Source organism: Streptomyces stoeckheimensis, from assembly GCF_045822005.1.
GTDB lineage: Bacteria > Actinomycetota > Actinomycetes > Streptomycetales > Streptomycetaceae > Streptomyces > Streptomyces stoeckheimensis.
Map to the genome: position 1 here is coordinate 4,388,043 of NZ_CP169550.1, position 23,738 is coordinate 4,411,780.

The following is a 23,738-nucleotide window of genomic DNA, read 5'->3' on the forward strand; positions in this document are numbered from 1 at the left end:
CAGGGGCTTCGCCGTACGGGGCCCGGACAACCGGGCCGGGGTCAGTCCTCCGACGCCTCGCCCGTGCCGCGGTGGCCGAGGCCGGTGCGGGCCGTGGTGGGGATGCGGCCCAGGCGGCCCGCCTGGAAGTCGTCGAACGCCTGCTGCAGCTCGTGCTTGCTGTTCATCACGAACGGCCCGTAGTGCGCCATCGGCTCCCGGATCGGGCGCCCGCCGAGCAGGACGATCTCCAGCGCGGGCGCGTTGGAGTCCTGGCCCTCGTCCGCCCGCAGCGTCAGCGAGCCGCCCTCGCCGAAGACCGCGGTCTGCCCGGTGTGGATGGGCCGACGGTCCTCGCCGACCGAGCCGCGCCCGGCCAGTACGTACGCCAGGGCGTTGAAGTCCTCGCGCCACGGGAGGGTGATCTGCGCGCCGGGTGCGACCGTCGCGTGGATCATCGTGATCGGGGTGTGGGTGATGCCGGGGCCCTGGTGGCCGTCGAGCTCACCGGCGATCACGCGGAGCAGGGCGCCGCCGTCCGGGGTGGAGAGCAGCTGGACCTGGCCGCCGCCGATGTCCTGGTAGCGCGGGGGCATCATCTTGTCGGAGGCGGGGAGGTTCACCCAGAGCTGGAGGCCGTGGAAGAGCCCGCCGGACACCACGAGCGACTCCGGCGGAGCCTCGATGTGCAGGAGGCCGCTGCCCGCGGTCATCCACTGGGTGTCGCCGCCGTTGATGACGCCGCCGCCGCCGTTGCTGTCCTGGTGGACGAAGGTTCCGTCGATCAAGTACGTGACGGTCTCGAAGCCGCGGTGGGGGTGCCACGGGGTGCCCTTGGGCTCGCCCGGGGCGTACTCCACCTCGCCCATCTGGTCCATCATGATGAACGGGTCGAGGTACTGGTAGTTGATCCCGGCGAACGCACGGCGCACCGGGAATCCCTCGCCCTCGAAGCCACCCGGGGCGGTCGTGACGGCCAGCACCTTGCGGGCGGTCGTCTCCTGGGCCGGCTCCCCGACGCGCGGGAGCGTCAACGGGTTCTCCACAGTCACTGCAGGCATGGTCGGAACCTCCTTCTGGCGTCGAGTTTAGTTGAAACCCGAACTTTCTGCCACCCGACAGAACAGAGAAGACCCCGGGGGAATTCCCCCGGGGTCTCAGGATCCGACGGGGCACCAGAGCCCGCCACCAGCACCGCCCCCCGAACGGCCCGGGGACGGGCCCCGACCGGCCGGGAGCTAGGTGCGACTGAGCTTGATCGAGTTCATCGGCGACAGGTTGAGCTGCCAGGTGGTGCCGGCCGGCTGCACGTACGGGTCACAGCTCGTGCCCGCCGAGTTGTAACAGAGCCGGACCTTCCACCCCTGGGTCTGGTTGTTGACGACGAAGTGCGTCCCCTCCTGGCCCCAGAGGGCGTTGACCCCGTCCCAGTAGATGTTGGACGGATGGCCGTTGTTCCACCCGGCGTCCCGCGGGTAGATGCACGCGGCGCCGCTCGGGCAGCCGTGCGGCCACGAGGAGGCCTCGGCCGGCGATGCCGCCAGGACCCCCGTACCCAGCGCCATCACCCCCGTGGCCGCCACTGCCGCGAGCTTCGTGCGTAAGGACGTACGTGACATCACAGTCCCCCTGTCAGTAGGAGCGGGGCCCTGCGACCTCCCCGCAGCACTGATGTTCCGGGGCCGCGGCTCGCGCCGCGATCCTTTCGGGTACCGCCGAAACCTGCGCTCCGCGGTCATGCCCGGGACAACCAGAAGCCCCGGACGGGCGTCCTCGTGATCGACATGATCGATACGCACGGACCGACGCCCGCCGCACGACAGGAGCCCGATCAGTGACCACCCCGACGCACGAGGCCGACGGCGCGCAGCCCAGCGCGGAGGGGGGCACCGCGCACGGGACCTTGCGGGCCGCGCTCGCCGCACTGGGCTGGTCCGCCGCCGTCACGGCCGCGGTCGTGGCCCTCGGGTACGCCTCCTACCGGTGGGCGGCCACCGTCAACCCGCTGCAACCGCTCCCCGGCTCGCCCTGGCCCTACCTCGCCACCTGGGGCGTCCTCTGCCTGGCCTGCTGCCTGCTGCTGCGCTGGTCGACGGGGTTCAAGGGCGTGGACGGCGCCGCCCAGGCGGTCGGCGCCCTGGCCTTCGCGGGCATCCGCATCTCCCTGGCCCACCGCCCCGACCTCGCCCTCCTGTGGACGTACGGCGCCCTCGCCCTCGCGCCGGCCGCGGTGGCGGCGGTCTTCTGGCGGCTCCGCCACCGCTCCTGAAGGTCAGCCGCCGCTGTGGAGGAGGTCCACGCCCAGCGCCGTCGCGGAGTGCAGGACCGCCTTCCCGTCCCGGGCCGTGGTGATCAGGCCCGCCGCACGCAGGGTGCGGGTGTGCTCCGAGACCGACGGAAGGCTGATGTCGAGGTCGCGGGCCAGCTCGGAGGTGGTCCGCCGCTCGATCAGCAACTGGAGCACCGCCGCCCGGGTCCGCCCCAGCAGCGCGTCCAGCGCGCCTTCCGCCCGGTCCGGGGAGACCAGCGGCAGAGGGGTCAGCGCCGGGTAGAGGAGTACGTACGTCCCGTCCGGGTGGTCGTCCAGCAGCGGGCGGCCCGTCCAGAACGGCGAGGGCATCAGCACCAGCCCGCGCCCGCCGAGCCGGACCTCGTAGTCCGGCGGCCGGTCCACCTCGAAGACCAGGCCCGACCAGTCGGCGGCCTGGTGGGTGCTGGCCAGGCAGGCCTTGATCCCGTGCGCGGCCAGCAGCCGGGTCCGCCAGGCCACGTCCGCCTGGAAGGACTGCCGGATCCGCGGCCACTGCGGGGCGATGAGCACGTCGTACGCGGACCGGATCGCGGAGTCGAGCTGATCCCAGGCCTCCCGGTCCTGCCCCCACAGGGCGCGCAGCCAGGACGGGGACCCGGGCGCACGGGTGGCGGCGCGGGCCAGCCCCTCCGGGGTCAGGAAGGGCACCCGGTCCCGGATGACGGTGAGGCCCTCCTCGAGGCTCCGTGCGTACGGCTCCACGAAGTGGGGGTTGTCGCCGTCGGGGCGCAGAAGGTCGAAAAGCGGCCGCACCCGCCCCGGCAGCTCCCGCGCGGCAAGGCTCCGCCAACGGCCGAAAACCGCCTGCTCGTCCGTGCGCTGGGCGGCTACGAGCGCGAGGGCCAGCTCCACCAGGGGCAGCGGCTCGCTCGCGAAGGTGACGTTGAGCAGGTCCTCGGCCTCGAAGTGCACGCGCAGCATGGCAGCTCCCCCCGGCCCGGCTCTCGGTGTTTAGCCGTACATGCGGCGCATGGCGAAGTCGACCATCTGCTCGACCGCCTTCGCGTCGAAGACCATCCGGTGGTCGCCCTCCATGTCGAGCACGAAGCCGTAGCCGGTGGGCAGCAGGTCGATCACCTCGGCGCCGGTGATCACGAAGTACTTGGACTCCTTGCCGGCGTACCGGCGCAGCTCCTTGAGCGTGGTGAACATGGGGATGACCGGCTGCTGCGTGTTGTGCAGCGCGAGGAAGCCCGGGGTGTCGCCGCGCGGGCAGTAGACCTTCGAGGAGGCGAAGATCTGCTGGAAGTCCTCGGCGGACAGCGACCCGGTCGTGAAGGCGCGTACCGCGTCCGCGAGGGAGGGCGGCGAGGGCTCGGGGTACAGCGGCTGCTGAGGCTGCTGCGCGTAGCCCTGCTGGGGCTGGGCGTAGCCCTGCTGCCCCGCGCTCACGTTCTGGTCATAGCCGTACATGGCCCGAAGCCTACCGAGGGCGTGGCCCGCCGGGACGACGAGTTCCGGTCAGTGGGACTTCAGCCCCGTGACGAACCCCGTCCACGCGGTGGCCCCGATCACGAGGACGGGTCCGCCCTCGACCTTGGAGTCCCGCACGGGGACGAGGCCGGTCAGCCCGTCGGCCACCTCGACGCAGTTGCCGCCGTCACCGCTGCTATAGCTGCTCTTGCGCCAGATCGCGGCACCGAACTCAGTCCCGTTGCTTGCCATTTCTGTACTCCTCAGCAGCTTGCTCGATCATGGCCAGAGAGGCCTCCGGCGGCAATGCGGCGGCCCTGAGGCGATCGTATGACGTGCGATACCGCTTCACGAGGGCCGGATCTTCCACGATCTCGCCGTGGAACGAGCCCTCCGTATAGGCGAGCGGCGGCTCGTCATCGAACTCCATGAACATGAGCGGAAGCCCCAGGAAGGGCTGGACGGCGGAGTTCCACAGCAGGACCTGTGGAACGATGCGGCGACGGCGCGCCAAGGCGGCGATACGGTCGAGCTGATCAGCCATCTCGCCTGGGGGCAGCAGAGGCTGCCGCACCAGGCATTCGTGCAGGATCGTCCAGTACTCCGGCCTCTTCGGATCCTCGAACAGGGCGGCCCTCTGCATCCGGGCGTGGATCTTCGCCTCCACCTCTTCCGGCAGGTCCAGGGGATGCGTGGAATGGATGACCGCCCGCGCATACTGCTCCGTCTGGAGCAGGCCGGGGATGAGCGCGTTGCTCCACTCCGCGATCGCCCGCGCACGCTTCTCTGCCTCCGCGACCGGGGCGAAGTACTCGGCGTGTGCGCCTCGCTTGGCCCTCCGTACATCCTCGCAGCGTCGCTCGAAGAAGCCGTCGGCCTTCAGTACCTGGTCAACGTGCCGCGCGAGATCCTCGGGCATCCGCCGCTGCGCCCGCTCGATCTCGCTCAAGTAACTGGCCCCGTAGAAGCTGCCGTCGACGGTCTGCTGAAGCGTGAGCCCCGCAGCCTCCCGGCGCCAGCGCAACTCCTTGCCGTAGAAGGCCGGCACGCTCGCCGAGCCGTCAATGTCCTTGCTCGTACCCACCGTCAGAGCCTGCTTTCCACACTTCGCGCTGTGGACGGAAATCCCTTCCCACGCTACGCCGGGCCACGCCAGCCTGTGAGCAGTTCGTCACTCCCTGCTTCGAAGGATTCGGCCATGAGCGACCACCCCCACGACCACGAGGCGACCCAGGCCCTGGAGAACCTCCGCTCCGCACTCTCCGTGCACGGGATCACGCTCCCCTCCCTCGACCTGCACCTCCTCTCCTACGCCGGGCGGTACGCCAGCCCACCCCTCATCGCCCTCGGCAACTGCAACCCCGCCACCGCGCAGCGCCTCGCCGACGCCCTGGGCACGCGGTGACCCTCGTACTGCGGCTGCTCACCACCCCCGGGGCCGTCCCCTTGGCCCGGCACGCCGTGCGCGAGCACACCCGCAGCCACGACGCCGAGCTCTGCGCCAGCGAGCTGCTCACCAACGCCCTCACCCACCTCGGCGAAGGCACGCCGGTCACGCTCAGGGTCACCGGAAGGGCAACCCGTACCCGGGTCGAGCTCACCGACCCCGACCCGCACGCATGGCCCGTACTGCGGGAAGTCACGGAAGACCGGGAGTCCGGGCGGGGTCTAGCCCTGCTCGACGCGCTGGCGCTGCAATGGGGCGTCATCCGGGGACCCGGGAGCAAAACCGTCTGGGCCGAGATCCCGCAGCCGTAGGCGGCCCCGCGTCAGCGGGCCTCGTACCGGTCCTGCGCGTCGAGCACGTCGTCCGCGTACTGCGCGGCCCAGGTCCCCATCGCCCGCATCGGCGTGAGCAGGGCCGTACCGGCCGCGGTCAGGGCGTAGTCCACCCGCGGCGGGGCCTCGGCGTACGCCCGGCGCTCCACGAGGCCGTTGCGCTCCAGCCGCCGCAGCGCCTCGTTCAGCGCCTTCGGGCTGATCCCGCCGATCCGCGCGACCAGCGCCCTCGGCCGCATCGGCCGGCCCGCCGCGCCGAGCGTGAAGACCACGACGCTGTCCCAGCGGTTCGCCAGCACCTCGAAGGCGACGCGCGCCCGGCAGTCCGCCGTGTACGTGAGGTCCGGCAGCCCCGCGGCCGGTTCGGGCAGCTTCTCCATGCGCCCCATCCTGCCTCCGCCGATGGACACCGGTCGGTGTGCATCGCCCTCCGTAGCTTCGGCCACCGGAGAACCACAGCAACGACGGAGAGAGGTGGCGGCCATGCGGATCGGCGTACTGGGAACGGGAGCCATGGCGGAGGCCCTGGGCGGGGCCTGGGTGCGGGCCGGGCACGAGGTGTTCGTCGGCGGGCGCGACGGGGCGGCCGCCACGGCGCTCGCCGGGCGGATCGGCGCAGCCGGGCACGGGAGCCCGGCGCGGGCGGCGGAGTACGGGGAGCTGGTGCTCCTCGCCGTACCGGCCGGGGCGGCTCCGGCGCTGGCGGCGGAGCACGCGGCGGCGCTGGCCGGGCGGACGGTCGTGGACTGCACGAACCCGCTGGCCCCCGGGCCGGGCGGAGTGATGCTGACGACCGGTGCCGGGCGGAGCGTGGCCGCCCTCATCCAGGCGGCGGCGCCCGGGGCTCACGTGGTGAAGGCCTTCAACCTGCTCCACGTGAGCACGTGGGACCTGCCGGTCGGGGCGCTCGGCGCCACCCCGCCCGCGGTGCCGTACTGCACCGACGACGCCGGGGCGGCCGAGCGCGTCGCGTCGCTGGTCACCGGGATGGGCTGCAGCCCGATGCCGGCGGGCGGGCTGGACCGGGCGACGTATCTGGAGGCCACGGCCGCGTTCGCGATCGGCGTGTGGTGGGCGGGCGGCTCACCGCGGCTGGCCTTCCCGGAGCCGGAGCCGAGCCGGAGCCGCAGCCGGAGCCGGAGTCGGAGCCGGTGGTCCCGATCGGCGCGCACGCCCCGTAGGGCGGTCACCCCCGGACGGCGGCGGGTCCGTACGGCGGGGGCGAATCCGGGCGGGGTCCAGCCCCGCTCGACGAGGTGGCGCTGCAATGGGGCCCTGGTCACAGTCGCCACGGAAGGGTTGCTCTTATTACCGGTGGGTAGCATCATTACGTTACCGATTGGTATGCACGAGGAACCACTCTCACCGAGCCTTAACGGAGCCGTCGCCATGGGGCACTACAAGTCGAATCTCCGCGACATCGAGTTCAACCTCTTCGAGGTACTCGGCCGCGACAACGTGTACGGCACTGGCCCGTTCGGTGAGATGGACACCGAGACCGCCAAGACGATCATCAGCGAGATAGCCAAGCTCGCCGAGAACGAGCTGGCCGCCTCCTTCGAGGACGCCGACCGCAACCCGCCGGTCTTCGACCCGACGACGAACACCGCGCCCGTCCCGGCGTCCTTCAAGAAGAGCTACAAGGCCTTCATGGACTCCGAGTACTGGCGCCTGGGCCTGCCCGAGGAGATCGGTGGCACCACCTCGCCCCGCTCCCTGATCTGGGCCTTCGCCGAGACGATCCTGGGCGCGAACCCGGCCGTGTGGATGTACTCCTCCGGCCCGGCGTTCGCCGGCGTCCTCTTCGAAGAGGGCAACGAGGTCCAGAAGAAGATCGCCGCGCTCGCGGTCGAGAAGCGCTGGGGCTCCACCATGGTCCTCACCGAGCCGGACGCCGGTTCGGACGTCGGCGCCGGCCGCACCAAGGCGGTCCAGCAGGACGACGGCTCCTGGCACATCGAGGGCGTGAAGCGCTTCATCACCTCGGGCGAGCACGACATGGAGGAGAACATCCTCCACTACGTCCTCGCGCGCCCCGAGGGCCACGGCGCGGGCACGAAGGGCCTCTCGCTCTTCCTGGTCCCGAAGTTCCACTTCGACTGGGAGACCGGCGAGCTGGGCGAGCGCAACGGCGTCTACGCGACGAACGTCGAGCACAAGATGGGCCTCAAGGCCTCCAACACGTGCGAGATGACCTTCGGCGACCAGCACCCCGCCAAGGGCTGGCTGATCGGTGACAAGCACGACGGCATCCGCCAGATGTTCATGATCATCGAGTTCGCCCGCATGATGGTCGGCACGAAGGCCATCGCGACCCTGTCGACCGGTTACCTGAACGCCCTGGAGTACGCCAAGGAGCGCGTGCAGGGTCCGGACCTGGCCAACTTCATGGACAAGACGGCCCCCAAGGTCACCATCACGCACCACCCCGACGTGCGCCGCTCGCTCATGACGCAGAAGGCGTACGCCGAGGGCATGCGCGCCCTGGTCCTGTACACCGCCTCCGTCCAGGACGAGATCCAGGTCAAGCAGGCCGCCGGCGAGGACACCGCGTCCCTCGTGGGCCTCAACGACCTGCTCCTGCCGATCGTGAAGGGCTACGGCTCCGAGAAGTCCTACGAGCAGCTCGCGCAGTCGCTCCAGACCTTCGGCGGCTCGGGCTACCTGCAGGAATACCCGATCGAGCAGTACATCCGCGACGCCAAGATCGACACCCTCTACGAGGGCACCACGGCGATCCAGGGCCAGGACTTCTTCTTCCGGAAGATCGTCCGCGACCAGGGTGCCGCGCTGAACGTCCTCACCGAGACGATCAAGAAGTTCCTGGCCGAGGGCGAGGGCGGCGAGGAGCTGGCCCCGGCCCGCGACGCGCTCGCCAAGGCGGCCGTCGACCTGGAGGCCATCGTCGGCCAGATGGTCGTCGACCTCACCGCCACCGGCGAGGACGTCAAGAACATCTACAAGGTCGGCCAGAACACCACCCGGCTGCTGATGGCCTCCGGTGACGTGGTCGTCGGCTACCTGCTCCTCAAGGGCGCGGCCGTCGCCGCCGAGAAGCTGCCGGCCGCCTCCGCCAAGGACGTGCCGTTCTACACCGGCAAGATCGCGGCGGCGAAGTTCTTCGCCGGCGAGGTCCTCCCGGGCGTCGCGGTGGCCCGCGCGCTCGCCGAGTCCGTCGACAACACCCTGATGGAGCTCGACGAGGCCGCCTTCTAGGCCCCGTCCGCTCCTCACCCCAGCTGTACGCGGTGTACGTACGCGCAGTCGGCCGGGTCCTCCGCACGGGGGCCCGGCCGTCGGCGTGCCTGCGGTTCCGGCTCCCCCGCGCAGCCCCGTACCGCCTGTGGGCTGCGGGGTTCCCGGGATGTCGGTCGTTCGTGGGACGCTCGTGGGTATGAGTCCACAGGAGCAGCAGCGCGGCAGCAGGGGGTACTCGGTCCCGACCGGGCGGCCCTATGCCCTCAAGGAGCTGCAGTCCGCCGTGGGCAGCCTCGGAGACCACCTCAAGGAGCTCTACGAGGGCGCCCACCCCACCGAGTACGAATCGGTGGCCGACGCCCTCTACACCGCCTTCCAGACCGCCGCCGGGCTCGCCCCCGCCAAGAGCTACACCGGCTGCCCGGAGCACCCCAACGGCGCCCTCGACCCCGAGGCGCCCGACGGCTGGGGACGCTGCCTGATCTGCAACGACCGGCGCCGCCTCGGACTGCGCGGGCGGGGCGTCCGCGCCGCGTCCGCCGCCGCCCCGCCCGCCGGGGAGCAGCGACGGCTCGGCTATCCCGTGCCCGATCCTCCGTACACGCTCCAGGCCCTCCAGGCCCGCCTGCGCACGGTCGAGGAGCGGCGCTTCCACCTGAGCCTGTCCTCGCCCCCCGACGACTTCGTGGCGATGGCCGACGACCTGCACCGGGCCTTCATCGTGGCCCGCGAGCTGTCCCGGCCGCGCAACGCCTCCGGCTGCTCCGAACACCCCGGCGCACCCATCGATCCCGACGCCCCTCCCGGTGAGGCCTGTATCTTCTGCGCCGGACGCAAGAGGCGCGCGCAGCGCTCCGCGCAGACCCCGGAAATGCTCCCGCGCATCCGCCGGGGCGAGCGCAGGCAGTTGCAGCGCCGCTTCGACCGTCCGCCGGGCTGACACAGCCCGGGGCCCGGACCACACCCCCGCGGCCCCTTCCTCCGGCTATCCGCCGCAGTCCGGCCATGACGAACACGACCGTCGTTAAGGTGACCCACATGAGCTCTCCCGCCGCCGCCCGCTTCGACCGCGGCCACACCGACGACCTGATGACCTTCCTGGCGGCGAGTCCGTCGCAGTACCACGCCGTGGCCAACGCGGCCGAGCGGCTGGAGAAGGCCGGATTCAGGCAGTTGGCCGAGACCGACGCGTGGGACGCGAGCACGGGAGGCAAGTTCGTACTCCGCGGGGGCGCGATCATCGCCTGGTACGTGCCCGAAGGCGCGGCCGCGCACACCCCGTTCCGGATCATCGGCGCGCACACCGACTCCCCCAACCTCCGGGTCAAGCCGCTGCCCGACACCGGCGCCCAGGGCTGGCGGCAGATCGCCGTGGAGATCTACGGCGGCACCCTGCTCAACACCTGGCTCGACCGCGACCTGGGCCTGGCCGGACGCCTCACCCTCCTCGACGGCACCGAACGGCTCGTCAACGTCGACCGTGCGCTGATGCGCGTACCCCAACTCGCCGTGCACCTCGACCGGTCGGTGAACACCGACGGGCTCAAGCTGGACAAGCAGCGGCACATGCAGCCGATCTGGGGCCTCGGTGACGTCCACGAGGGCGACCTGATCGCCTTCCTGGAGGACGAGGAGGAGCTGGAGCGCGGCTCCGTCGCCGGATGGGACCTGATGGTCCATTCGATCGAGCCCCCGGCCTACCTGGGCCGCGACCGCGAGCTCCTCGCGGGCCCGCGCATGGACAACCTGCTCTCCGTCCACGCGGGCGTCGCGGCGCTGGTGGCGGCCTCCACGACCGGCACCCTCGACCACATCCCCGTCCTGGCCGCCTTCGACCACGAGGAGAACGGCTCGCAGTCGGACACCGGCGCGGACGGCCCGCTCCTGGGCAACGTGCTGGAACGTTCAGTCTTCTCCCGCGGCGGCACCTACGAGGACCGCGCGCGGGCCTTCGCCGGCGCGATCTGCCTCTCCTCGGACACCGGCCACGCCGTGCACCCCAACTACGCGGAACGGCACGACCCCTCGCACCACCCGCGCGCCAACGGCGGCCCGATCCTGAAGGTCAACGTCAACCAGCGCTACGCGACCGACGGAAGCGGCCGCGCGGTGTTCGTGGCCGCCTGCGAGCGCGCCGGCGTCCCGTGGCAGACCTTCGTCTCCAACAACTCGATGCCGTGCGGCACGACGATCGGCCCGATCACCGCGGCCCGCCACGGCATCCAGACGGTCGACATCGGCGTGGCCATCCTCTCGATGCACAGCGCCCGCGAACTGTGCGGCGCGGACGACCCGTACCTCCTGGCCAACGTCATGCTGGCGTTCCTGGAGAACTGAGGCCGTACGGCCGCGCCGCGCGCCGCCCGCCGGTCCTGCGGGTTCCGGCGGGCGGCGCGGGCTCCGGCCGGGCGGGCCGGAATGCCATCACGGTGAGCAATAGGCAATGGCGTTCGCGGTGAAGTCATTGGCTACGTTGACGTTCTGGAACCCGACGTACCAGCTGTCACCCGGGGCATTGGTGCTGGTCTGGAAAGAGGCGATCGGGTAGAGGAAGGTGGCGCCGCGGAATCCGCCGGAGATCGCCTTTTGGCCGGGTGGACAGACTGCGATGTCAAAAGCAGGTGGCCCGTTTGCGACGACTGTGGTTCCCGGTCCTTCCACCGGTGTGATGGTGACGGTCCCGGTTGCGCCGGTCGCCCCGGTAGCGCCCGTTGCACCCGTCGCCCCTGTTGCACCCGTTGCGCCCGTCGCCCCCGTTGCGCCCGTTGCGCCCGTTGCGCCCGTTGCGCCCGTCGCGCCCGTCGCGCCCGTCGCGCCCGTCGCCCCAGTAGCGCCGGTCGCCCCAGTAGCGCCGATGGCGCCGTCCGTTCCCATGGGCCCGGTCGGTCCCGTGGCGCCTGTAGGTCCCGTCGTCCCGGTCGCCCCGGTCGCGCCGGTCGCGCCGGGAGGACCCGTCGGCCCCGTCGGGCCGATCGCGGCGTTCCCGTCACCCTCGTGGCATGTGTAGTCCCACGGCTTGCAGTCACCGGGCTCAGGGTTGGCCCGGCTCACCGCGACCGTCGGCTGGTACTGGGCAGTCGCGAGCGCGGGGCTGCCGAATCCCAGCAATACGAGGACGAGCGACGACATCGCGCCGCCCGTCACCCATGTGTTCCTTCCGGGAAGTGGACCCAGCGTCGTCGACCGATGCCCGTGCTCAGGGCTCATGTGCAGCTCCTTGAGAACCCGGAACGCGTGACGTTCCGGAAGGGAATTCCATTCCCTCGGCAGCATCGGCCTCCAGATCCACCACCTTGAGCACCTCGCTATGTGATCAACCTATTGGCGCATCGTCTACGCGTCGAGGCCGGCCAGGACCAGCGGCAGGCGGGTCGCGCCGTCGGCGGTGACCAGGACCGGAACTCCCCAGTCCTGCTGGTGGACGTGGCAGGCCGGGTACTCGTTCTCCGGGTCGTCGTCGCAGGACGCGGCCATCGCGGAGACGTGCAGGACGCCCCCGGTCAGGTCCGGGTTCAGCGCGAGCTCCCGGAAGAGGTCCGTGCCGGGGCCGTCGCCCGCGGTCAGGAGCTCGGGCGGGGTCGAGGAAACCAGGAGGCGGGTCGAGGGGCCGTAGCGGGTGTCGAGCTTCTGGCCGCTCGGGGCCTGGAAGACGATGTCGAGGCGGAGCGTGCCGGGGGCCACCTCGGTGGCGGCCCGCTGGGTGCGGTGGGCGACCGCGTCGACCCGTACGGCCTCCTCCGGGAGGCGCAGCCGGGTCAGCCGGTGCCGGGCCGACTCCACCACCACGATGTCGTCGCCGACGAGCACGGCGTCGCTGGGCTCGCGCAGATCGGTGGCCAGGGTGGTGACCTGCCCGGTCGCCGGGTCGTAGCGGCGCAGGGCGTGGTTGTACGTGTCGCACACCGCGACCGAGCCGTCGGGCAGCGCGGTGACGCCGAGCGGGTGCTGGAGCAGCGCCTGCGCGGCGTCGCCGTCCCGGTGGCCGAAGTCGAAGAGGCCGGAGCCGACGGCGGTACGGATCGCGTAGCCGTCACCCTCCCGCTCGACGTACCTCAGCGCGCTCGTCTCGGAGTCGGCGATCCACAGCCGCTCCTCCGTGGCCGCGAGCCCGGACGGCTGGGCGAACCAGGCCTCGGCGGCCGGCCCGTCGTGCAGGCCCTCGTTGGTCGTTCCGGCGGCCACGGCGACGGTGCCGCCCTCCGGGTCCCAGGTCCACAGCTGGTGGACGCCCGCCATGGCGATCCACACCCGGCCCTGCCACCAGGCCACGTCCCACGGCGAGGACAGGTCGACGTCGAGGGCCGGCCCGGAGGTCGGGGACCCCTGCCACCACTGCCGCCCGGTCCCGGCGACGGTCTCCACGGCCCCGGTCGCGGGGTCGAAGCGCCGCAGCGCGTGATTGACGGTGTCGGCGATGACCACGGACCCGTCGGGGAGGAGGGCGAGCCCCTGCGGCTCGCTGAAGGCGTCCGGCCCGAAGCCGCGCTCCCCGCCGCCGATGCGCCGTACGACGCTCTCCCCGTCGGGGGCCAGCTCCACCAGCTGGTGCCGGGTCGTGTCGGAGACGAGCAGGTTCCCGGAGGGCAGCACGAGCGCCTTCCCGGGGAACCGCAGGTCACCCGCCACCGGCTCGGGCGCCACGTACGGCCCGTCCCCGCGCCGCAGCGTCCCCTTGGCCTCGTGCTCGGCCTCCAGCTCCTCCACGAGCTTCGCGATGGCGTGCGCGTGCCCCTCCCCGGCGTGCTGCGCGACGACGTACCCCTCGGGGTCGATCACCACGAGCGTGGGCCAGGCGCGGACGGCGTACTGCTTCCAGGTCGCGAGCTCCGGATCGTCGAGCACGGGGTGGTGCACCCCGTACCGCTCGACGGCGTCGACGACGGCCGCGTGCTCGGCCTCGTGCACGAACTTCGGCGAGTGCACGCCGACGATCACGACGGTGTCGCGGTGCTTCTCCTCCAGCTCGCGCAGCTCGTCGAGCACGTGCAGACAGTTCACGCAGCAGAAGGTCCAGAAATCTACAACAACGCACTTACCTCGCAGGTCGGCGAGGGCGAGCTCTTTCCCACCGGTGTTCAGCCAGCCACCCTTGCCGATCAGCTCTGGGGCACGGACACGGGCACGCTTGCGGGGTGCGGGCGCGGGGGTGGGCGCCTGGGCAGCATCGTTCATCCTTCAAGCTTGCCATCCTGGTATGAACGTCGGATCACACGCGTACGGCAGGACCTACGACAGGGGAACCGAAGGTTGGCTACGGACGAGGACGAGACGACTGCCAGCGAGACGGCGCGGACGGTGCAGGGGTTTCTGGCGCTGCCGGGGCCGGTGGAGGACCGTAGGGAGGTGTTCGCCGGATGCGTGGCGGCGGTCGTCCGGGTCCTCGGGCTCGATGTCGCTCAGGAGCCGCAGCCCGGCGATCCACGAACCTGGGTGAACCATGCTCGGACGGCGCTGTACAAGGCCTGCCGCCGGGACCTGATCCTTTCCGAGGAGTCCTTCCAGACGCTGATCAAGGCAGCCATCTACGACCCCGACCCGAGCTTCAACCGCCATTTCCTCGAGCCGGCGCTGAACGCGTTCGGGCACAGGCGGGTGCAGGCCTCGCTGCTCGGATACCTGCGGGCCGGCACGGACCTCGAGCGGGCGGGCGCGGCGAATGCCTGGTACTGGTCGGCTCTACCCCTGCGCATGCCCACCGTACGGGCGGAGCACCCCGCAGCCACCGGTCCGGCGGAACCCGACGACGCCGCAACCGTGGGGGCCGAGTGGTACGAAACCGCGCTACCCGAGTTCGTGAGCAACGAGCACCTGGACGTCCGGCGCTGCATCCTGCCGGGCCTGCCGCTCCGGAAGTCGGCTTATCCATCGGAGCTGCACGACCTGGTGGACGCGGCCGTGGCGATAGCCCGGTCCCATCCGGACGAGTACATCCGCCACCGCGTGGAGCACCAGGTCGGTGACTGACGCCCTCACTGGGCGCGCTCGACCACGGCGACTTCCGAGAACTCCCGGAGGAAGGTCATATGACCGGTCCGGCCCGTGTGCTCGATGCACATATCCGTACACACGTCGGCGTTCCCGGTCGGCGCGGCAGTCCAGCGGCAGTCCGGGTTCAGGCACCGCGCTGTGGCCGTCGTCTCCGCCGAGGGGTGGCGGTGCATGACGTAGCTGACGTAGCGGAGCACGGCCCTCACGGTCATGCCGCTTCCCCGGGGTGAGGGTGGTTCCGAAGCTCTACGTTGCAATCACTGGCCATGGAGTGGTCGCCCCGGTGACGGGCTTCCCGACGCTGGACGGCCAGAGCGGCGCAGACTCCGCAGCCGGCCGCCGGTGCAGGGTCCGGGTCTGTGCGCAACGGCAGCTCTACCGGGGGTTGCTCATACGCGATCGTCTTCACGGCCCCGCTCCTCGTGTCGTCCGTGTAGCGACCACGCTAGGAACGGTGGAGCTGCAACTCCCAGGAGATTGCATGAGGTTGCACGGTCATCACCCGAGGGTCTGAATGGCGCTGGTGATCAGCGCGCGGGCCTTCGCCCCATGGACGGCCATCTCGGCCAGCTCAGTGAATGTGTCCGCGTACGCGGCAACCTCGCTCGGCTGGGTCACCGTGAGGTAGCCGGAGACCAGCTCGACGTTGACCTGTGCCCTGTCGAAGATCCAGAACCCTTCCACCGGCATCCGAGACCGATCGGTCCGCGTGGGCACCACGCCCAGGCTGACGCTGGGCAGGGAGCCGACCGTGAGCAGGTGGCTGAGCTGTTCCTCTTGGACGTCCGGCCCACCGAGACCGTTACGCAAGACCGACTCCTCAACCAGGAACGCGAACCGGCGGTCGCCCTCGTAGAGGACGCGCTGACGCTCCATGCGCACGGCGACGGCATCGGCCACGTCATCGGCCTCGACCCGTCTCCGCTGAACGGCACGCAAGACGGCTTCCGTGTAGCCGTAAGTCTGGATCAGGCCCGGAACGAACCACGAGGAGTAGGAGCGGAACCGGCGGGTTCGCTCGAAGAGCGGCAGACGGGCTTCCTGTGCTTGCCTGAGCCCGGCGCGCTCCATGCGTCGCCAGCCGGTCCACATGTCTTCGACGGTCCGCAGCGAGGCGATCAGGTCGTCCGTCTGCCCTTCGGCCCCGCACGCGTGGCACCAAGCCCGGATGTCGTCGACGGACGGAGGCGTACGAGCGTTCATGATCCGGGATGACTTGGACGGGTGCCATCCGCAGAGCCGGGCGAGATCGCGCCCGTTCAGGCCGGAGTCCCGGCATAGCTCAGCGAGTCGGTTCGCCAGGGCCTGCCGGGCCTGCTGGGCACTCGAAGAGGGAGAGACAGCCATGGTGGTGACCGGTCAGCGCGGCTTGTACTCCTCGTGCGGGATGGCGCGTTGCCAGACGGCCTCGAACGCCATGGTGCACAGGTGGACCCGCGCAGGATCGTCGGTGTACTCCCGCCCGTCTTCGTCCAACTGGCCCTCTCCGGTGAAGTGGTGGAAGAGGGCTTGGCTGCCGTCGAAGACCCAGAAGTCCGTACCTGGCAACGCCAAGTCCGTCGTCTGCCGGCGGGGCAGCCACCGGACCATCTCACCCGCAGCGAGATTGGTGAAGGTGCAGTCGTACTCATAGCGCACGTAGTCACTGATCGGCTCGGACACGATGCGGACCCGGCGGACCACCACTCCGCGCGCCGTGGCAGCACTCACCGCGTCATGCCAGCCGCCCCACCACGACGACCGATCAGCCGGGTCCAACCGTTTGCCCTGCTGCCAGGCAAGGAACTCCGGGTCATCGAGCATGTAGCTGTCACGCAACTCAAGATGCACGGCCGAGTGCTGCGCGCGGGCCAGTGCGTTACGCGCGGGCGGCTGCACTTCCGGCTTCTCCGTTCTCGTCCGGGCGCGGGATGTACTTCAGCATCACCGCAGGGAGCCTGATGATCGTCTCGTGGTCCGGCACGTCCGTGGAGTGCCCGGGGATCGAGCCAATCTCCTGGCAGGCCTTCACCTCTTCCGACGTCGCTTTGTACGACTGGATCAGCAGGTCACCGGTCTCCTCATCAAGCCAGATGGTCGGGGACTCGTCGGTCGGCGTGTTCGGGATGATGCCGAGGAACCTTAGGTTCACGATCACTCCAGGTGTCGAGTCGGTTGCACGAACGCGCACGAGCCTCACTCCTGTGGCTGATCGGCGCAAGAGGGCGTCAGGACAAGCTTGTTGGTTCACGGCGCGGGTACGACGAAGCCCCCGACAGCCACCCAGCACGGGCAGCCACCGGGGCTCCAGCAACCCTTCGCACAGCCTATCGACCCCTTAAACGGGGGCGTTCCCAAGGTCTCAAAGAGGCCCTTATCCCAGTGGCCGCAAGCGTCGGCAGTCTAAAAACGGAGCCGCACCCAGGGCGCATTTTCCGAGCTGGGGCCGGGGTCGCGGTGAGGGCTGCGCCTGAACTTTGGACATCCCGGGTGACGAAGCGACGGAATGACGATTAGTTCTGATCCACTCATGGAACCAACAACACTTCTATAAGAGGTAACCGGGGGAGAGCGTCATTTCGTCACTTCGTCACGCGTGTCCGCTGCCGGCAGCTGGAGGGGTTACGCCGGTGTTCAGGTGGCGCTGTCGGTACCCAGCTTCGCCCAATGGATCTGGATGCGTTGCTCAGGGATGATCCGCTGTCCGCGCACGCCCTTGGTCACTTCAACCCGGTCTATCGCGAGTGACAACCGGCCGCGCCGGTCTTCGTTCGTCGCCTCGGCCCACGCCTCACGCAGGATGAGGCCGTCAAGCATCGGTGACACGTCCACGGACGGCATGGGGAGCTTGCGGAGATCGGTGCCAAGCCCTTCGATGCGCCCCCTCAGGCGCTCTGCAAGCCGGTTGTAGCGCTCCACGGCTGCGGGGCCGCTGAACTCACCGCGGACGTATCGCGCGTCCTCCAGATCGGCGAGGCGGGCTTCCTCATCCTGAATCTCAGCAGTAAGCGCATCACGTTTCGCGAAGGTCTCCGGGTCCACGCGGTGCACCCAGCGGTCTGCGATCGCGACAAGCAACGGGTCGTCCGGTTCGAGCGCTGGGAGCTTCGTGAGGAACTGTTCCGTCACGTACTGGTCCACCGCTTCAGCCAGCGCCGACGCTCCGATGCACTGGTTGCCCGCGCGGCGAGCCATGCACTGGTAGCTGCCTCCCACGCGGTGCATCCGGCGACCGCAGCCGGGTACCGCGCAGTAGACGAGTCCCGTGAGCAGCGCCGTCCCCTCGGGCTTCGGCCGCCGCTTTCCTGCGTGTACGAACGTCCTGGATTCCAGGGTGCGGATGATCTGTTCACGCTCTCCGACCGTGATGATCCCCTCGCCGATCTCGACGGTGTCCAGAGTCTCGGGATCGCGGTACGGGAAGACCCTGCCCGTGTACTTCCGCTCGCCGTCGTCCGTCTCGACGGTTTCGGTCTCCGGCATCAGGCCGGCGAACGCTGGGGAGCGCAGGAGCTGCATGATGCTCGCCGCGTTCCACTGCCCGCCCCTGGGCGAGAGGATCTCGTACTCGTTGAGAAGTCGGGCGATCTTGACCAGCGACGTTCCGGCGAGCGCTTCATCCGCGATGAGACGGGCGTAGACGGCGTGCTCCGGGTCATGGACGAGCTTCTTGGTCTGCGGGTCGATGAGCAGCCCGTACGGAGGCTGACCGCCGATCCACTGCCCCTTGCTGCGGAGGTAGCGCTTCGCGTGCCCGACACGCGTGCCGAGATTCCTCGACTCGGACCGGGCAAGCTCAGCCAGCATCGCCACGACCATGCGCGCCGAGTCGTTCGAGGTGTCGAGACCGTCCACGACCGAGACGAGACGGCCGCCGGCCTTCTCGATGTCGTCCAGCACCTTGCCGACCTGGCCGATGCCCTTGCGGGACAGGCGGTCCAGTTTCCAGACGATCAGCGTGCCCACGACGCCCGCCGTGACGGCCGCCAGCGCGGCGTCGAAGCCCTTGCGCTCAACGGTCTTGTAGCCGGAGCGCCCTCTGTCTATGTGGACCTTGCGGACGGCCAGTCCGTTGCGTTCGGCCCAGGCACGGCAGTCGGCTTCCTGCCGTTCGATTGCGGTCTTGCCGTCCCGGTCAAGAGACAGGCGGAGGTACAGGTCACAGATCGTGTCTTGGTGCACACACTCAGTGTGACGAAGAGTTCGGTGGTCCGTTGTCGATTTTCAGAAATCGAGGATCGTAATGCGTCCTCGCAGGTCGGCGAGGGTCAGGTCCTTGCCGCCGGTGTTGAGCCAGCCACCCTTGCCGATCAGCTCGGGGGCACGGACACGGGCACGTCGGCGGGGCGCGGGCGCAGGGGTGGGCGCCGGGGCGGCATCGTTCATGCTTCAAGCTTGCCATCCGCCCGTGAACGCGGGATCACGCCCGTACGAAGCCCCTGCTCAGGCCGTACGCGCCACCAGCGCCTCGGCCGCGGTCGACGCGGCGCGCTCTATGAGGGCCGTGCCGGCCTCTCGGGTGGGCTGGGCGTCGGTGAGGACGGCGATCAGGAGCGTGTGGCCCGCGCGCTCGACGAGGCCGATGCTGTTGACGGCCCACAGCGGGGGCGTCCCGGCCGGGAGCCAGCCGTTCTTGAGTGCGGGCGAGGCGCCGGGGGCTGCCGCTGCGCCGACGCCCCAGTTCTGGTCGGCGGCGATGTCGCCCATGAGGGCGCGCACGTACGACCTGGATGCCGCGGTCAAGGGGGAGTTCTGTGTGAACACGGCCTTCAGCAGCGCCATTTGGTCACCGACCGTGGTCCGGGTGAGTCCCCAGGGGCCCCGCTGGCCGGCGTGTGCCGGGGTGAGGCCGAGGCGTGCGTTGGCCGCGTCCAGACCCTGGCGTCGGCCGATGGCGGTCCAGAGTTCCTGCGCCGCGTCGTTGTCGCTGAAGCGGATCATGTCCGAGGCCAGCCGGCGCTGGGCGGGGGTGAGCGGGACCCCGCGGTCCTGGGCCTGCAGCAGCAGGGCGGCCAGGATGTCGACCTTGATGATGCTCGCCGAGGTGAAGGTCTCGGTGGACGGGCCGTACGTTGCCGCGCGGCCCGAGGTGAGGTCCAGGGCGGCGAGCGCGTACCGGCCGTGGTGCGCCCCGAGCCCGTCGAGCGCGCGGCGCACGGCCTGCGCCGGGTCCGCGGGGGCGGGGGCCGCCTGGGGCGGCGGCGTGGGGGCCGCCTCCGTCGGGGCCGGCGCGCTGGGGACCGGCGCCGCCGAGGTCGCCGCCATCGGCAGGGGGCGGGGAGGCCGGGACTCGGCGAGGCCCGGGGCCGGGACCAGGAGGTGGGCCGCCAGGGCGCCGCCCATGAGCAGGGGGAGGAGCAAGGCCGTCCGGTGCTTCATGCGGGGACTCGCTTTCGGATGTCCGGGCACGCGGACATCGCCCCGCGGCGCGCGTCAGGGCGCGTCAGGGCATGCCGGAGCGAGCCGTGGCGTGTGCGGGTGGAGGCGCGTGCGGGTGGAGGCGCGTGCGGGTGGAGGCGCGTGCGGGAACGCGGCCGGGCCTGCCGGGATGCGGCAGCGCGCCGTCAGGGTGCGGCCGGCGGCCGGCTCAGCGGCAGCCGGCGCCGGCGGTGCGGGTCATCCGCCGCAGGATCGGGCGATCTTCTCGTTCTCGTCGATCTCGATGGGGAAGGCGGAGGTGCCGCCGAGGTCCACGGTCCATCCGTGGGTGACGGTTCCGGACGAGGGGTTGTCGGCGAGCCAGAAGGGGGGCGTGTTGGAGGAGCAGGTGCCGGCGTCCGGGCCCTGGGTGGATCGAAGCTGCGCGCTCACGAACTGCTTCCCGAGCGTCTCCCGTGCCGTGGCGTCACCGGACTTGGCGGCCTTCACCAGTCCGCCGTAGAAGCCGGACACCGTCGGGTCACCGCCCTTGCCGCCTCCGGAGCCCGTCGCGCAGGTCAGGTCGACCACCAGACCCGTGGTCCCGTCGAAGGTGAGGGAGGGGTATCGGCCGAGCGGCTCGGTCCCCTGGTACAGCAGGACCTGACCCGGCACCAGCACGCCGTCGACCGCGGAGCCGCAGGTCACACCGAGCGAGTCGGAGCCCCAGATCCGCCGGTAGGTGGGCTCGTTGGCGAACAGCGCCGCCACCTCGGCCGGATCCACCTGGGAGCGGGTGGCCGGGTTCTGGTAGCGCAGGGCGGAGAGGAACAGGGTGTGCGTCGACCGGGCCGGGTCGACCGGGGGCCGTTTGACGGGCTGGGAAGGGGCGGGAGGCAGGCTGGGGCCCGGTGCGGTCGCCGCCGGTTCGGGCGTCGAGGTGCGGTCCCGGCCCTCCTGGACGGCGAAGCCGGCGCCCAGGGCCACGATCGCCGCGGCCGCCGCCGCACCCGTCTGCAGGCGGCGCCTGCGCTGCCGTACCCGCCCGATGAGGCCGTCCACGTCGTAGCCGCGCGGCGGTTCCTGTGCCGCCCGGTCGAGCATGGCCGCGGCCAGCTCCTCCTCCAGGTCGAAGTCCTTCATGCCGCCCCTTCCGAACCCGCGCGCAGTGCCTGTGTACCGACGGTCGACCGGAGCTTCGACAGGCCCCGGGCCACCTGGGACCGGACCGAGCCGGCCGAGATGTTCATCAAGCGGCCGATCTCCGCGTCGTCGAGATCCTCGAAGTACCGCAGCACCAGCACGGTGCGCATGCCGACCGGCAGGGACTGCAGTTCGCGCATCAACTCGTCGCGGACCACGAGACCTTTGTACGGATCGACGTGCCCGCCCCCGATGCCCTCGTCCAGGGGTACCTCCGGACGTCCGCGCAGCCTGCGCCAGCGGTCGTTCGCGAGGTTCACCAGGATCCGGCGCGCATAGGCCTCCGGTGCGTCGGCGGAGCGGACCTTGCGCCAGTGCCGGCACACCTGCTCCAGCGTGGACTGCACCAGGTCGTCGGCCACGTGCCGCTCGCCGGTGATCAGCAGGGCGGTCCTGAACAGTGCCGAGGACCGTGCCTGCACGAAGGCCGTGAAGGCGGGAACGTCAGCGGTTCGCATGGCCACCCGGCCCGTGCCTCTTGCGCATCTGCACCCCTCCCGAAGCCCCGTTGGCTCCCCCGACGTACCTGACGGAGCCGGCTCCCCGACTGCTGCACACCCTCCCCGACCGTGACCCAAGCGTTATCTTCCGCACCTCCTCCGGCGCCCCCTGCACGGTTCTGACCAGGTACGCAGGGCGGCACAGGATGAGTAGGCGTACTCATGTGGCGGGTCGCGGCAGCTTCGACACTGACTGCACAACGAAGCAGGCACAGCAGGCACGCACGCAGAACACAGAACGGGAAACGAGGAACGTGATGGGACGGCGCTGGTCGAAGCCCGAGATGTGGGTGCCCGGTGGATACCTGGCGGTGGTGCTCTCGATGCTGGTCTACCTCGCGATCGGCAGCCGGACCGGGGACGTCGGGATGTTCGCCGCTCTGCCGATCCTGGCCACCGCGCCGGTCAGCCTCCTCCTGCTGAGCGCCTTCATCCCCGACCCGGACGAGTCGGCCTGGGTCGAGCCGCCCGTGGAGTCCGTGCCGGACTCCGCCCCGCTCCCCTCGGACTGGGTGGCCCCGGACACGTCCCTCGACGACTCCAAGCTCGGCGTGTTCGGCGAGTTCGGCCTCTACGGCGCGGTCCTGGTCGGCGCCCTCGTCAACGCCGGGGCGATCTGGGCCCTGCTCCGCTACGTGGCCCGGCGGGCCGCCGCCGGTGCGCGGGGCTGAGCGGGGCCCAGCCGGGGCCTAAGAGGCTCCGAAGCTCTGGAGGGAGCGGACCAGGGAAGTGATGAAGGTGTTCTGGACCTCGGGCGGGAGGAGGTCCAGGGAGAGGTACGGGTTGAGGTCCTCCAGCTCCACCAGGAGGAGGTCGCCCGAGGGGGCGCGGCAGGCGTCCACGCGCTGGATGCCGTGGGTGAGGGTGTTCCAGTCGATGAAGGTGCGGGCGAAGGCCAGGTCCGCGGGGGTCGGGTCGTAGGGGACCAGCTCCCAGCGGCGGGCCGGGTCGGGGGCGTAGAGGGCGTATTGGAAGGTGTCGTCCACGAAGTAGAAGGACACCTCGTACGCGAAGTCGATGCGCGGCTGGATCAGGAACTCCCCCGGGGCGCAGTCCGGGTGCGGGGTGAAGGTGAGGCCTATCGAGTCCGCTCCCTGTTTCGGCTTCACCGCGTAGGCGGGGGACGCGGGGAGGAGCGACAGGTGCGCCGGGTCGTCGATCGTGGGGATGACCGGGTGGCCGGAGGCGGTCAGGTCCACCAGGTACTGCTTGCCCGCCATGTCGCCCCGGCCCGTCAGGGGGTTGTAGACGCGGGTGCCGGCGGCGAGGGCGGCCGCGCGGAAGGAGTCGTAGGCCTCCTGGTGGTGGAGGACCGGGCCGCTGTTGCGGACGACCACGGTGTCGAAGGCCGGGAGGAGCGCCTCCGCGTCCAGGGGGTGGCACAGGGCGAGGGGAAAGTGCTCGCGCAGGCGTGCGGTGAGGAAGACGTCCTCGTCGCCGTAGCGGCGGCCGCGCGCCGGATAGGCCAGGTCGGTCACATAGAGGAGTGGCATGACCGGAACCTATCGCGGGCAGCGATGAGGGCGTGAAATACCTGGTACGGGACAAAATGCTGGCCATCGGGGACGACTACTGGATCGAGGACGAGGACGGCCGGCACGCCTTCCTCGTGGACGGGAAGGCCCTGCGGTTCCGGGACACCCTGGAGCTGAAGGACCCCGACGGGCGGATCCTCATCACGCTGCGGGAGAAGCTCTTCGCCCTGCGCGACGCGATGACGCTGGAGCGCGACGAGCGGCGGCTCGCGGTGATCCGCAAGAAGCGGTTCTCGCTGCTGCGCAACCACTACCTGGTGACGCTCAGCGAGGGCACCGAGCTCGATGTCAGCGGGCGGATCCTGGACCGGGAGTTCAAGGTCGAGTACGACGGGGAGCTGCTCGCGCTGATCTCCCGCCAGTGGTACCGGGTCCGCGAGACGTACGCCGTCGACGTGGTCCGCGAGGACGCCGACGCCTCGCTGCTGATCGCCGTCGCGGTGTGCGTGATCCGGATGGCGGAGAAGGAGCGGGAGGGGCCGGGCGACGAGTAGC

28 protein-coding genes and 1 pseudogene are annotated in these 23,738 nt (G+C 70.7%); 10 read left to right on the plus strand and 19 right to left on the minus strand.

All coding sequences use genetic code 11. From position 1 onward, the window contains the following. Positions 1 to 41 precede the first annotated feature (41 nt). A complete protein-coding gene (locus tag ACE1OC_RS19795) occupies positions 42 to 1,040 on the minus strand; it encodes a pirin family protein (protein ID WP_250738819.1) in 999 nt (332 codons plus the stop codon). Between the two features lie 177 nt (positions 1,041 to 1,217). Further along, complete coding sequence (locus ACE1OC_RS19800; RefSeq protein WP_407838123.1) at positions 1,218 to 1,598, minus strand: hypothetical protein; 381 nt, start codon at positions 1,596 to 1,598, stop codon at positions 1,218 to 1,220. A 215-nt stretch (positions 1,599 to 1,813) separates the two neighbouring features. On the opposite strand from ACE1OC_RS19800, the gene ACE1OC_RS19805 reads away from it, so the two are divergent. Then, the gene (locus ACE1OC_RS19805) at positions 1,814 to 2,248 is read left to right on the plus strand and encodes a hypothetical protein (RefSeq protein WP_407838124.1); all 435 of its coding nucleotides are present in this window, start codon (positions 1,814 to 1,816) and stop codon (positions 2,246 to 2,248) included. A 3-nt stretch (positions 2,249 to 2,251) separates the two neighbouring features. Here the strand turns inward: ACE1OC_RS19805 and ACE1OC_RS19810 are convergent, their stop codons facing one another. The 4 genes from ACE1OC_RS19810 to ACE1OC_RS19825 are packed head-to-tail and all read right to left on the minus strand — an operon-like array spanning position 2,252 to position 4,787. Next, entirely contained in the window at positions 2,252 to 3,211 is a 960-nt protein-coding gene (locus ACE1OC_RS19810; RefSeq protein ID WP_407838125.1) for an ArsR/SmtB family transcription factor, read from the minus strand. A gap of 30 nt (positions 3,212 to 3,241) precedes the next feature. Beyond that, positions 3,242 to 3,703, minus strand: coding sequence for an SseB family protein (locus ACE1OC_RS19815; protein ID WP_250738814.1), 462 nt, complete (start codon positions 3,701 to 3,703; stop codon positions 3,242 to 3,244). A gap of 48 nt (positions 3,704 to 3,751) precedes the next feature. Then, positions 3,752 to 3,955, minus strand: coding sequence for a DUF397 domain-containing protein (locus ACE1OC_RS19820; RefSeq protein WP_407838126.1), 204 nt, complete (start codon positions 3,953 to 3,955; stop codon positions 3,752 to 3,754). Beyond that, positions 3,936 to 4,787 (minus strand): helix-turn-helix domain-containing protein, encoded by an 852-nt coding sequence (locus ACE1OC_RS19825; RefSeq protein ID WP_407838127.1) that lies wholly within the window; start codon positions 4,785 to 4,787, stop codon positions 3,936 to 3,938. The genes ACE1OC_RS19820 and ACE1OC_RS19825 overlap by 20 nt, the downstream gene beginning before the upstream one ends. Before the next feature lie 114 nt (positions 4,788 to 4,901). Here ACE1OC_RS19825 and ACE1OC_RS19830 point away from each other — a divergent pair, with 114 nt between their 5' ends. Both ACE1OC_RS19830 and ACE1OC_RS19835 read left to right on the plus strand, forming a co-directional pair. Beyond that, a complete protein-coding gene (locus ACE1OC_RS19830; protein WP_407838128.1) occupies positions 4,902 to 5,108 on the plus strand; it encodes a hypothetical protein in 207 nt (68 codons plus the stop codon). Further along, positions 5,105 to 5,461 carry an ATP-binding protein gene (locus ACE1OC_RS19835; protein WP_407838129.1) on the plus strand — a complete coding sequence of 119 codons (357 nt, stop codon included), beginning with the start codon at positions 5,105 to 5,107 and terminating at the stop codon, positions 5,459 to 5,461. Before ACE1OC_RS19830 ends, ACE1OC_RS19835 begins: the two co-directional genes overlap by 4 nt. An 11-nt stretch (positions 5,462 to 5,472) precedes the next feature. Here the strand turns inward: ACE1OC_RS19835 and ACE1OC_RS19840 are convergent, their stop codons facing one another. Beyond that, positions 5,473 to 5,862 (minus strand): winged helix-turn-helix transcriptional regulator, encoded by a 390-nt coding sequence (locus tag ACE1OC_RS19840; RefSeq protein ID WP_407838130.1) that lies wholly within the window; start codon positions 5,860 to 5,862, stop codon positions 5,473 to 5,475. Positions 5,863 to 5,965: 103 nt separating this feature from the next. Between ACE1OC_RS19840 and ACE1OC_RS19845 the strand changes: the two are divergent. The 4 genes and pseudogenes from ACE1OC_RS19845 to ACE1OC_RS19860 all read left to right on the plus strand — a co-directional run. Then, positions 5,966 to 6,229, plus strand: a pseudogene (locus ACE1OC_RS19845) (NAD(P)-binding domain-containing protein); the annotation flags it as partial. Positions 6,230 to 6,871: 642 nt separating this feature from the next. After that, entirely contained in the window at positions 6,872 to 8,698 is a 1,827-nt protein-coding gene (locus tag ACE1OC_RS19850; RefSeq protein WP_407841619.1) for an acyl-CoA dehydrogenase, read from the plus strand. Positions 8,699 to 8,876: 178 nt separating this feature from the next. Then, the gene (locus tag ACE1OC_RS19855) at positions 8,877 to 9,620 is read left to right on the plus strand and encodes a hypothetical protein (protein WP_407838131.1); all 744 of its coding nucleotides are present in this window, start codon (positions 8,877 to 8,879) and stop codon (positions 9,618 to 9,620) included. Positions 9,621 to 9,718: 98 nt separating this feature from the next. Further along, positions 9,719 to 11,017, plus strand: coding sequence for a M18 family aminopeptidase (locus ACE1OC_RS19860; protein WP_407838132.1), 1,299 nt, complete (start codon positions 9,719 to 9,721; stop codon positions 11,015 to 11,017). Positions 11,018 to 11,104: 87 nt separating this feature from the next. On the opposite strand, the gene ACE1OC_RS19865 is transcribed toward ACE1OC_RS19860, so the two are convergent. Both ACE1OC_RS19865 and ACE1OC_RS19870 read right to left on the minus strand, forming a co-directional pair. Further along, positions 11,105 to 11,887 carry a hypothetical protein gene (locus tag ACE1OC_RS19865; RefSeq protein ID WP_407838133.1) on the minus strand — a complete coding sequence of 261 codons (783 nt, stop codon included), beginning with the start codon at positions 11,885 to 11,887 and terminating at the stop codon, positions 11,105 to 11,107. A gap of 126 nt (positions 11,888 to 12,013) precedes the next feature. After that, complete coding sequence (locus ACE1OC_RS19870) at positions 12,014 to 13,852, minus strand: NHL domain-containing thioredoxin family protein (protein WP_407838134.1); 1,839 nt, start codon at positions 13,850 to 13,852, stop codon at positions 12,014 to 12,016. Between the two features lie 75 nt (positions 13,853 to 13,927). Here ACE1OC_RS19870 and ACE1OC_RS19875 point away from each other — a divergent pair, with 75 nt between their 5' ends. Continuing rightward, the gene (locus ACE1OC_RS19875; RefSeq protein ID WP_407838135.1) at positions 13,928 to 14,644 is read left to right on the plus strand and encodes a hypothetical protein; all 717 of its coding nucleotides are present in this window, start codon (positions 13,928 to 13,930) and stop codon (positions 14,642 to 14,644) included. A 5-nt stretch (positions 14,645 to 14,649) separates the two neighbouring features. On the opposite strand, the gene ACE1OC_RS19880 is transcribed toward ACE1OC_RS19875, so the two are convergent. The 9 genes from ACE1OC_RS19880 to ACE1OC_RS19920 form a co-directional block, all read right to left on the minus strand. After that, a complete protein-coding gene (locus tag ACE1OC_RS19880; RefSeq protein WP_327362148.1) occupies positions 14,650 to 14,880 on the minus strand; it encodes a hypothetical protein in 231 nt (76 codons plus the stop codon). Between the two features lie 286 nt (positions 14,881 to 15,166). Continuing rightward, complete coding sequence (locus tag ACE1OC_RS19885) at positions 15,167 to 16,015, minus strand: helix-turn-helix domain-containing protein (protein ID WP_407838136.1); 849 nt, start codon at positions 16,013 to 16,015, stop codon at positions 15,167 to 15,169. 12 nt (positions 16,016 to 16,027) lie between these two features. Next, positions 16,028 to 16,546, minus strand: a complete 519-nt coding sequence (locus ACE1OC_RS19890; protein ID WP_407838137.1) for a DUF6879 family protein — start codon at positions 16,544 to 16,546, stop codon at positions 16,028 to 16,030. Beyond that, positions 16,527 to 16,799, minus strand: coding sequence for a hypothetical protein (locus ACE1OC_RS19895; RefSeq protein WP_407841620.1), 273 nt, complete (start codon positions 16,797 to 16,799; stop codon positions 16,527 to 16,529). Before ACE1OC_RS19895 ends, ACE1OC_RS19890 begins: the two co-directional genes overlap by 20 nt. A 482-nt stretch (positions 16,800 to 17,281) precedes the next feature. Continuing rightward, positions 17,282 to 18,829, minus strand: a complete 1,548-nt coding sequence (locus ACE1OC_RS19900; RefSeq protein ID WP_407838138.1) for a recombinase family protein — start codon at positions 18,827 to 18,829, stop codon at positions 17,282 to 17,284. Between the two features lie 42 nt (positions 18,830 to 18,871). Beyond that, complete coding sequence (locus tag ACE1OC_RS19905; RefSeq protein ID WP_407841854.1) at positions 18,872 to 19,033, minus strand: hypothetical protein; 162 nt, start codon at positions 19,031 to 19,033, stop codon at positions 18,872 to 18,874. A gap of 57 nt (positions 19,034 to 19,090) precedes the next feature. Next, complete coding sequence (locus tag ACE1OC_RS19910) at positions 19,091 to 20,026, minus strand: serine hydrolase (RefSeq protein WP_407838139.1); 936 nt, start codon at positions 20,024 to 20,026, stop codon at positions 19,091 to 19,093. A 237-nt stretch (positions 20,027 to 20,263) separates the two neighbouring features. Then, entirely contained in the window at positions 20,264 to 21,148 is an 885-nt protein-coding gene (locus ACE1OC_RS19915) for a hypothetical protein (RefSeq protein WP_407838140.1), read from the minus strand. Next, positions 21,145 to 21,666: a SigE family RNA polymerase sigma factor gene (locus tag ACE1OC_RS19920; protein ID WP_407838141.1), complete on the minus strand. Its 522-nt coding sequence runs from the start codon at positions 21,664 to 21,666 to the stop codon at positions 21,145 to 21,147. Before ACE1OC_RS19920 ends, ACE1OC_RS19915 begins: the two co-directional genes overlap by 4 nt. Before the next feature lie 299 nt (positions 21,667 to 21,965). Here ACE1OC_RS19920 and ACE1OC_RS19925 point away from each other — a divergent pair, with 299 nt between their 5' ends. Next, on the plus strand, positions 21,966 to 22,379 hold the full coding sequence (locus ACE1OC_RS19925) for a hypothetical protein (RefSeq protein ID WP_407838142.1): 414 nt from the start codon (positions 21,966 to 21,968) through the stop codon (positions 22,377 to 22,379). Between the two features lie 18 nt (positions 22,380 to 22,397). On the opposite strand, the gene ACE1OC_RS19930 is transcribed toward ACE1OC_RS19925, so the two are convergent. Continuing rightward, on the minus strand, positions 22,398 to 23,201 hold the full coding sequence (locus ACE1OC_RS19930; protein ID WP_407838143.1) for a hypothetical protein: 804 nt from the start codon (positions 23,199 to 23,201) through the stop codon (positions 22,398 to 22,400). Positions 23,202 to 23,233: 32 nt separating this feature from the next. On the opposite strand from ACE1OC_RS19930, the gene ACE1OC_RS19935 reads away from it, so the two are divergent. Then, positions 23,234 to 23,737, plus strand: coding sequence for an LURP-one-related/scramblase family protein (locus ACE1OC_RS19935; RefSeq protein ID WP_407838144.1), 504 nt, complete (start codon positions 23,234 to 23,236; stop codon positions 23,735 to 23,737). Position 23,738: the final 1 nt, after the last annotated feature.